This window comes from Leptospira ryugenii, from assembly GCF_003114855.1.
GTDB lineage: Bacteria > Spirochaetota > Leptospiria > Leptospirales > Leptospiraceae > Leptospira_A > Leptospira_A ryugenii.
In genome coordinates, this window is record NZ_BFBB01000007.1 from 306,799 (window position 1) to 315,735 (window position 8,937).

Annotated in this window: 7 protein-coding genes; 6 read left to right on the top strand and 1 reads right to left on the bottom strand. The window is 38.1% G+C overall.

The genetic code is table 11. The features are described 5' to 3' along the window. The first annotated feature begins 264 nt into the window (after window positions 1-264). A complete protein-coding gene (locus DI060_RS12515; protein WP_108977090.1) occupies window positions 265-1,725 on the top strand; it encodes a glycosyltransferase family protein in 1,461 nt (486 codons plus the stop codon). Window positions 1,726-1,782: 57 nt separating this feature from the next. Here DI060_RS12515 and DI060_RS12520 read toward each other — a convergent pair whose 3' ends face one another. After that, the gene (locus DI060_RS12520) at window positions 1,783-3,564 is read right to left on the bottom strand and encodes a sigma-54-dependent Fis family transcriptional regulator (protein ID WP_167836998.1); all 1,782 of its coding nucleotides are present in this window, start codon (window positions 3,562-3,564) and stop codon (window positions 1,783-1,785) included. Window positions 3,565-3,763: 199 nt separating this feature from the next. Here DI060_RS12520 and adh point away from each other — a divergent pair, with 199 nt between their 5' ends. The 5 genes from adh to DI060_RS12545 all read left to right on the top strand — a co-directional run bounded on the left by adh (window position 3,764) and on the right by DI060_RS12545 (window position 8,652). After that, window positions 3,764-5,296 carry an aldehyde dehydrogenase gene (adh, locus tag DI060_RS12525; RefSeq protein ID WP_108977094.1) on the top strand — a complete coding sequence of 511 codons (1,533 nt, stop codon included), beginning with the start codon at window positions 3,764-3,766 and terminating at the stop codon, window positions 5,294-5,296. A gap of 364 nt (window positions 5,297-5,660) precedes the next feature. After that, window positions 5,661-6,404 carry a hypothetical protein gene (locus DI060_RS12530; protein WP_108977096.1) on the top strand — a complete coding sequence of 248 codons (744 nt, stop codon included), beginning with the start codon at window positions 5,661-5,663 and terminating at the stop codon, window positions 6,402-6,404. 108 nt (window positions 6,405-6,512) lie between these two features. Further along, the gene (locus DI060_RS12535) at window positions 6,513-7,211 is read left to right on the top strand and encodes a hypothetical protein (RefSeq protein WP_135355052.1); all 699 of its coding nucleotides are present in this window, start codon (window positions 6,513-6,515) and stop codon (window positions 7,209-7,211) included. A gap of 436 nt (window positions 7,212-7,647) precedes the next feature. Further along, the gene (locus tag DI060_RS12540) at window positions 7,648-7,842 is read left to right on the top strand and encodes a hypothetical protein (RefSeq protein ID WP_108977100.1); all 195 of its coding nucleotides are present in this window, start codon (window positions 7,648-7,650) and stop codon (window positions 7,840-7,842) included. 48 nt (window positions 7,843-7,890) lie between these two features. Beyond that, on the top strand, window positions 7,891-8,652 hold the full coding sequence (locus tag DI060_RS12545; RefSeq protein ID WP_108977102.1) for an NADase-type glycan-binding domain-containing protein: 762 nt from the start codon (window positions 7,891-7,893) through the stop codon (window positions 8,650-8,652). Window positions 8,653-8,937: the final 285 nt, after the last annotated feature.

Here is an 8,937-nt window from a genome sequence, read left to right on the forward strand (position 1 = left end):
CAAATCAGGAATTTCAGATAAAGGATCGTTAATTCCGAAGCGATGGGATTTAACTGATCAGAGAAATAATTTATTGATCATTTTTGTGAACACTGTTTACAAAAAATAAAGTAAACTCCGTTAACGGAAATAAAGAAAAATGGGATAGTATGCAATGAGGTTCATCCTCTCACTTTTTTGAAATACTTGACTATATCTAGTTTTAGTTCAGTTTTTGGCTGAAGAATGTTTTCAAATCTAGGCTAACTAGAGGAATTGAGACTCATGGCATATACCGTAAAATCATTCATTCACTCGAAAGCATTTTTATTGATTTTTCTATTCAGCACCAGCATTCCACTCGTGGGCTTCGCTATCCTCTACTCTCAGGGTTTTACTTGGCCCGATGAAATTTTCCAATCGATCGAATACGCTCATTATTTGGTAACAGGTAGAGGATTTGTAGCTTGGGAATTTGAGGAACAGGCTAGATCGACGCTTTATCCTCAATTACTTTCTGTTTGGTTGAGAATTGTTTATCAATTCACCCTTGACCCAAAGATACTCTTTTACTCTACCAGAATCCTTCTATCTTTATTTTTCATATATAGCATGATCTCAGTATCATTTTACTACTTTGCCGAAAGTAACAAACTTTCTACACAAGATCTTATTACACGGTATCTTTTATTTCTTTTTATTTATGTGTTATTTCCATTGCACTATTATTTTGGATTTAGAACTCTATCAGAGAGCCTCTCCACTTCCTTAGCACTGACTTCTATTTTCATTCTGCAATTAAAAATTGAAAGAAAAAATTTCAACCTATTCCCGGAAGCATTTATATTAGGATTATGCTATGGCATACGATTCCAAATGCTATTGTTTATCTCAATCTATGCTATCTGTGTATTTATTTTACTATCTAAAGATGGAGGTAAACAGGCCATTCTACAAATGTTACTTGGTTTACTTCTTGGATTTTGGGTCTATTTGCTCTCAGATCTGATTTCTTATGGCATGCCCTTTATCTCTTCTATCAATTATTACAAAGCCAATATGATAGACAATATAGGAACAAATTGGGGGAGTAGTCCATTTTCCTTTTACTTTTTGCAATACTCCAAGTATTTGAGTTTTCTATTGGTGTTTTTGTTTCCTGGTTTGGTTGCAAAGTGGAAGTCTCAGTATCCTATCATTATAGGGACGATCTTTTTTGTTGTACTTCACTCAATCATTGAGCACAAAGAATTGCGATTCATATATTTCACATTTCCTGTACTTCTTTATTATATTATTGAAGGTATTTTTGTTTTTTATATTTTTTTAAAAAAATATAAAAATATTTTTGCATTGAGTTTTGTCTGCTTACTGACAATCACAAGCTTATCAGTCAACTACAACAATGTTACAAAAAAAATCCCTTGGAACTTTTTAAATGAAATATTACAACTTTTTCTAAATGCAGAAGAGAATGGATTGAGTGGAAGCTCTCTCGTGACAATTAACGAGAACTATGCTTGTGGTGCTGGGTATGTTTATTTAGGTAGAAAGTATACTGATCAATTGTATTTTTTTAAAATGAGCAAGTATTCATTTGATTTTCAGAAACGCTTGATTGAAAAGAAAAAAATCAAAAATGTTTTGATTTGGAATACCGAAAGTGAGTATTATTGCAAAAATTTTAAATTTTGTGAGACCATATGGAGTATAGGAAATGTCTCTTGGAAAAAAAGAAGCCTCTAATTTGTCGAAAGTAGCATAATCCTAAATATCTTTGCGTAGAATCGTAATGATTAGCAATTAGTGAGAGTTTAGGTTCCATTTTTGGAGCCTTCTGTACAAAGTGTTACGACCGATACCCAATTTTTCTGCGGCTCGAGTCACATTTCCTTCCGTATCTTCCAAAGTTCTCAGAGTTAACTCCCTTTCCAAAGATTCAAAATCCTTGGGTAGAGGCAGAGAAACATTGATTTCCTTTCCTTTTGGACCATCACTTACGGTATCTGGTCCCTCTTGAAATTCTTCTAAGTGAAGCGAGTCTGGGAGGATTTCTCCTCCTTGAGAGAAGAAAGCGGCTTGCAACATTGTATTTTGCAACTCACGGATGTTACCTGGCCATGTATGCGCAAGGATTCTTTTCTGAGCATCCAAAGAAATAGTTAAATCGCCGAATCCTCCTTGTTTAAGAATATCTTTGGCAAGCCCAATCAAATCGGATCTCTCCCTAAGCGGAATCAACCTCACAACGATTCCTTTCAAGCGAAAGTATAGATCTTGGCGAAACCTTCCTTCCTGTACTTCTTTCCACAAATCTCTATGTGTAGCTGCGACGATGCGCGTGTTTGCAGGTAAGGTCTCTTTGCTTCCCAAAGGCAAAACTCTCTTTTCTTGAATGACCCGTAACAAGGCAGCCTGGGCCCGCAAAGGCATATCGCCAATCTCATCCAGAAATAAGGTTCCTTGGTGTGCCTGCGAAAACTTGCCAGGACTTCCTTCTTTATTTGCCCCAGTAAACGAACCTTTTGCATAGCCAAACAATTCACTTTCGATGAGTGACTCAGGAATCGCGCTACAGTTAATGGCGATAAACTTATGCTCCGCACGTTGAGAAGAACGATGGATACTTTGCGCAACTAGTTCCTTCCCAGTTCCACTTTCACCTAATAATAAGACTGGCATGTCAGTTGAGGCTGCTTTTTGTGCAAGCTGTATCACTTCCGTAACTTTGGGGCAGTTGGAATACAAATCTTGGAAAGAAAATTTTAAATCTTGAGAGATTTGTTTGGCATTGGGAAGATCTGATAAAGAAACCCACGTTCTACGTTCACTGCGGAAAATGGTTTTATGCTCCAAATTACTTGGGGTGAAAGAATTCCATTGTTTGCCAACAGAAAGATCTCCGCAAATCAGCTTTGCTTGTGAATTAAGAAAGATAATCTCACCGTCTCGGTTCAATGATACCAAACCCTTTTGTGATTGTGAACTAACTGCACGTATCTCTTCAATGATACCTGCTTGTTGTTTTTGGCTCTCTTGCCAAAGCAAACGATTTTCAATCGACTCGGCTGCCAATATTGCTAAAGCCAATGCTTGCTGAGTTTCTCGTTTGGCGGGAGCGGAAATATCCACCACACCTATAAACTCTCCTGAAGGAGAAAAAATAGGACATGCAGAACAAGTAAGAAACCCATGCAGTTGGAGATAATGCTCATCCCCATGAATACGAACTGGTTTTGCTAGTGCGAGAGCGGTTCCAATCGCATTCGTTCCACGTTTGTCCTCTCTCCAATTGGCTCCTGGTTGTAAACAGACACGATCGGTCTTTTTCATGAAATCAAGACTACCTGTCGTGTAGAGAATTGTGCCTTCTTTGTCAGCAAGAATGGCTATGGTTCCAGATGCATGTAGTGGAGATAAAATCTTTTCTAAGATAGGTCGAGCTGTATGGTAGAGTTCGTAGTTCTCATCTAATGTGTGTTTGAGTTCATAGGATAAAAGTTTCTCGCGAAACAAGGGAGTTTCTGGTGTTAGGCCAAATGATTTTGATCTTTGGTGGGCTTCTTGTACAACCAGTGAATTCACGACCATTCATCTTGCCAGAAAATACAAAGCAATCCACAACTTTTTTCCAAATCGGAACATTCCATTGTTCCATTTTGGAACATTGTCTCAGTAGTTTTATTCTGATTCTAAAATAAATGGCAAAAAAACAGCATGTATACCTTATTTTGCCTTGGTACACTTTTTGCTTTTAAGTTCTCGAATCAAAAGGAGAACCAAAATGACTGGAGTCAAAATATACGCAGCACCTAACACAGAAAAGAGCAAAGTCCAATTCAAAACACGCTATGAAAATTTCATAGGTGGCCAATGGGTAGCGCCTGTACGCGGACAGTACTTTGCTAATGTAAGTCCTGTGACTGGGAAAACATTCACACATGTTGCAAGATCAAGTGCCGAAGATATCGAATTGGCTTTGAATGCAGCTCATAGAGCGAAATCAACATGGGGAAAAACATCTGCTGCTGAAAGAGCTAAACTCTTAAACCAAATAGCAGATGTTATGGAAGCAAATTTAGAAACTTTGGCCTTAGTGGAAACTTGGGACAATGGAAAACCGATCCGTGAAACTTTGGCTGCAGATATTCCACTGGCAATCGACCACTTTCGTTACTTTGCCGGATGTATCAGATCCCAAGAAGGTAGTATAGCAGAAATTGACCACCAAACGATGGCATACCATTTTCATGAACCTCTTGGAGTGGTTGGGCAAATCATTCCTTGGAACTTCCCGATACTGATGGCGGCTTGGAAACTCGCTCCTGCCATTGCGGCGGGAAACTGTGTTGTGATCAAACCCGCAGAGCAAACTCCTACCAGTATCCTTTATTGGATGGAACTGATTGCCGGGATACTCCCCGAGGGAGTCATCAATGTGGTAAATGGATTTGGTTTGGAAGCGGGAAAGCCATTAGCGCAAAGCAAACGAATAGCAAAGATCGCCTTTACAGGAGAAACTTCGACTGGGCGATTGATTATGCAATATGCTTCCGAGAATTTGATTCCTGTCACTTTGGAGTTAGGTGGTAAATCACCGAACATTTTCTTTGAAGATATCTTTAACCATGGTGAAGAATATTTAGACAAATGTTTGGAAGGATTTGCAATGTTTGCACTCAACCAGGGTGAAGTTTGCACATGCCCTTCACGTGCACTGATCCAAGAATCAATTTATGATCGATTTATGGAACTAGCTGTGAAAAGAGTTCAGAACATTAAACAAGGAAGTCCTTTGGAACTCAGTACAATGATTGGAGCTCAATGTTCGACAGAACAAGTGGAAAAGATCATGTTCTACATTGAGATCGGTAAAAGTGAGGGGGCTAAACTACTAACAGGTGGTAAGAAAGCTCATTTACCAGAAGATCTTAGAGACGGTTATTACATTGAGCCAACTGTTTTTTCGGGTAACAATGATATGAGAATTTTCCAAGAGGAAATTTTTGGGCCTGTTGTGTCTGTGACTACTTTTAAAGACGAAGAAGAGGCTCTTGCGATCGCCAACGATAGCAAATACGGACTAGGAGCGGGTCTTTGGACTATGGATATGAACCGTTCTTATCGTATGGGCCGGGCCATCGAGGCAGGTCGTGTGTGGACAAATTGTTACCATGCCTATCCAGCACATGCCGCATTCGGAGGCTACAAACAATCCGGTATCGGTAGAGAAACACATAAAATGATGCTCGACCATTACCAACAAACAAAGAATATGCTAGTTAGCTACTCTCCAAATGCACTAGGGTTTTTCTGAGTTTACGAAACTCCTTCTTTGCTACTTCGCAGAGAAGGAGTTTTTGTTTGTACCCAAATCAATTCAATCGATCCCTGCCAAACTTGTTTTGCCATTTAGATTACAATTCTTTAGATACTTAAGAAGGAATCGAGAGCTTTTTTATCGCAAATTTTCCCAAGTCTAGATTTCAAAAGAGTTTATGAAATCTGCTAAAGTGTAATTGATGTAAGGGTGCAATAACCTGGTGAGCTGGTGATGAGTTGCCAGAGTTGGGATTTAAAAAATAGTTTAAAAAATCCTTCTCCTAAACCATTTTATAGACGCATTTCTCCGTTTTTATGGTTTACTATGGAAAACGGCAAAGGAAAGAGAAAACGAAACCATGAGTAGAATTGTTAAGTTGTTGTTTATATTTCTCTTTGCGCTGATGAGTTGCCGGAGTTGGTCTCCTTATTACATGGTAAGGGTCAATTACCACTACTTTGGATTAGGTGATAGATTCTATGATATGGCAAGGGACGCTGATGATGAATTAAGAAATAAATTGATTGCTAATCCTGACTTTCCTTTCGAATCCGCAACTTATGACCAAATTATAGATACATTTGGTCATACCTATAGTTCTAAATATACATTACGGATTCCAAAAGTTATCCGTTACAAAGGTGATAAATTTTACGTAGACCAATGGATTTATTACTTTTCTGTAGCTCCTGATCTTACGATAAAAAAGGTCGCGAATGCAAGAGATAGATCTCTCCTTGCTTTAGCTTTTTATTTGTACCAAGGGAAGGTTGTAAAGGTATTCCTGATAGACGAGACAAGACGAGAGGTAACGCCTAGAAATTCTATTTTTGACCATACTCTTTTCCATGGGCATTTCCACAGATTCCCAGAAAATCTAACTAAAGAAGAAAAGAGAACAAATTCATGTCTTGAATATTTCTATCACGTATTCTCTTTATGTACAACACGAGGTTCGGATAAAGTAGCGGGTTATGAAGTTGGCTGTGATTTTGATTATGATCCTGAGTATTGGAAGGATCCCATCTACCAACCTATCTGGAACCCAAAAATAATGGGCACCTTAGAGCAGTTAGGTATAAAAGAGGATCATTATCCTTAGGAAGGGATAGTCCTAGGACAAGACATAGCTAGAAAAACATAGGAAGATAAGAAAGAGATGGCCAACCTTGCAGTCCTTTAGTTTAACATTGAAATGACAGTGAAGAAAATGATGACCTATTTAACTCTAATCGCTTTATTCATTCCTGTAAGTGTAAAAACATACCAGTACTATATCATTCAGGAGGCAAACAAAAGATATTTTATTGAAAAAAGCAAGGCATACAACCGGAAAATAGAGTATGACTTTAGTAAGCTAGAGATTCCTGAATTTGAACAGTTGAAAGAATTATATGTAAATGGGGTTAAATGTGAAGAAATCGACAAAGGGTACAATGCAATTAGCGTAAGGCGAAAATTTCAATGTTCAGATGATCACAGTGATGTAAGGATTTTTGTCTATGAAGATCAAAGTAATTTATGCGAAGATTTTTATTCAAGTAATGATGAATCCTGTTATATTAAGGCAAATAAATCATTGAATACCTCTTTGGATGATTTATCTATAAGCGATTCACTACCTGAAACAATCAATAAAATTAATTTAATGAAAACGGATATTATTGGAAGATTTGATTACTTAATACTTACACACAGTACTGTAGGAAAAAATTTTTTGATCGCTTGCTTTTACCAACCACAGAATGAAATATATGGAGACTTTCCGAAAGATTGTCAGATTTATTTTAATAAAAGGTATCAATTGCGGATAATACCAGCGGATAAACGGATTTTTTCATTTAAAGAAAAACAAAAGTTCATCAATCTTTATGAAGTGATTCGTGATTTGAAGATCGATTATGAGTAGGAGTGAATGTCCCGCACCAGCGATAGCAGCGGAAATCCCTCCCATCAAATAGCCGATTGGTGGTGGGAGGATTGTAGCGTATAGCGCGGTCGAGCTGCGGAATGATTTGTTGACAACCAAATACATGCGAGGTGCCGAGACTCTTCCTGACTTACGATTATTGGCCTAGGTGGAGATACAACGAATGTAAGCGTATCCTTTTCTGAAGAAGGCAATACAACAGTACATGCATAGATAGATATGCAGAGAAATGGAAATGATAGGAAACGAACTGAGCAGGGGACACAACTTACTTTTTTATCGACAATAAACCAATCAACAAATGTTGGCCTTGCCTATAACCCAGACAATCAAGGACCAAGGCGTGGTTACAATTTTTCCGTAGACTACGATACGACATGCGGCGTACACGATTAAAGAGTCCAATTTCGGAAAGATGACCGATTCCCAGCGAAATGATTATTTAAGCGATATCACGAAAAGATATAAAAAGGAAGCTGAACTCGGAGATTTACAAAGTAAATATGGTAAAATAAATAAAAAGTTACCAAAAGCAGTCGAATTAAAAACTGAGATTGACGAGTTAAAATCTGAAATCACGAAAATCAATGAAACATGGAAGATAAAATGAGATGAAAACACCAAGTAAATATATAGTCGTCTTATTACTGATATACTATTGGAGTTTCCAATTGTTTCTCAAGCGCCGGAACAGGCAAATAGTTTTGAACTGAAAAGCAATGAATCCCTTCGGGATATTTTGAAAGAAAAATTAGGAGACTCAATTCCAGGAAGATTTATCTCATCCTATTCTAGTATTCCGTCAGGCGGTGTTGCCTGGTCATCCTCCTTTTTAGCAGAATATCCTGGACGACCAGTACCAAAGTTGAAACCAAAAGATCCATCAAAAGTTGTTGAATTGTATGAGGCTACGTGCAGGTGGACAGCCTATAACGTGCAGGATGGCCAACCTTTTACTCTTTGGTGTGAGGGAGTTGCTGGATCTGGTATTGGAGAGGTTGTGTTAGCTCCCATCTATTTAGAAATAGATCATTTTTATATCGTACCTGGGTTTTATTCGCCAAGAGTGTATGAAGAATATTCAAGAACCAAGAAGATAGTAGTACATTACCTTCAGCCAGCTAGAATCTTACCTATGGATTTCGGTGGTTTTGTCATGGAGGGAGTAATTTATAGCGATAAACAAGAAATTGAATTATCCGATGTTAGTGGCTCACAGAAAATTTCCATTTCCAATCACAAGAGGTTAGTAGAATTGGCAAAAGAAATCCGAGGAAAAGTAGATCGTCCTCTTTTTGGTTTGGTCGCTATCGAAATAGTCTCTGTAACGGAAGGTACAAAATATAAAGAACATACCTGTATTAGTGAAATAGGAAATCAATATGAAAATTCATATTATGTACGCGGCCCATTAAAGTAGGCGAGATTGAAAATTTCCTTAACAAAACTTTGCTTCCATCGGAAGGGTTGTTGAACCTCGCACTTCCAGGCCTGCGGTCGTTCTCGCTTAACGGAAATTAGGCATTTATTTTGCAAAACTTCCTACTCGAACTCTCTTGGAAAATCGTTCGAATCCCTCATCCCACATTCTTAGGTTACATTTAGATTTTACCCAATTTCCCAAACGAAATCGATTCTAGCCTAAAAAGAATACGGGCGACGAACAGCATACAGGACGTATGTCTGTGCGAGATCTGGACATGGA

Excerpts from the sequence above, each read along its gene's own strand:
- DI060_RS12515 (WP_108977090.1), top strand. The coding sequence starts at position 265 with ATGGCATATACCGTAAAATCATTCATTCACTCGAAAGCATTTTTATTG.
- adh (WP_108977094.1), top strand. The coding sequence starts at position 3,764 with ATGACTGGAGTCAAAATATACGCAGCACCTAACACAGAAAAGAGCAAA.
- DI060_RS12530 (WP_108977096.1), top strand. The coding sequence starts at position 5,661 with ATGAGTAGAATTGTTAAGTTGTTGTTTATATTTCTCTTTGCGCTGATG.
- DI060_RS12535 (WP_135355052.1), top strand. The coding sequence starts at position 6,513 with ATGATGACCTATTTAACTCTAATCGCTTTATTCATTCCTGTAAGTGTA.
- DI060_RS12540 (WP_108977100.1), top strand. The coding sequence starts at position 7,648 with ATGACCGATTCCCAGCGAAATGATTATTTAAGCGATATCACGAAAAGA.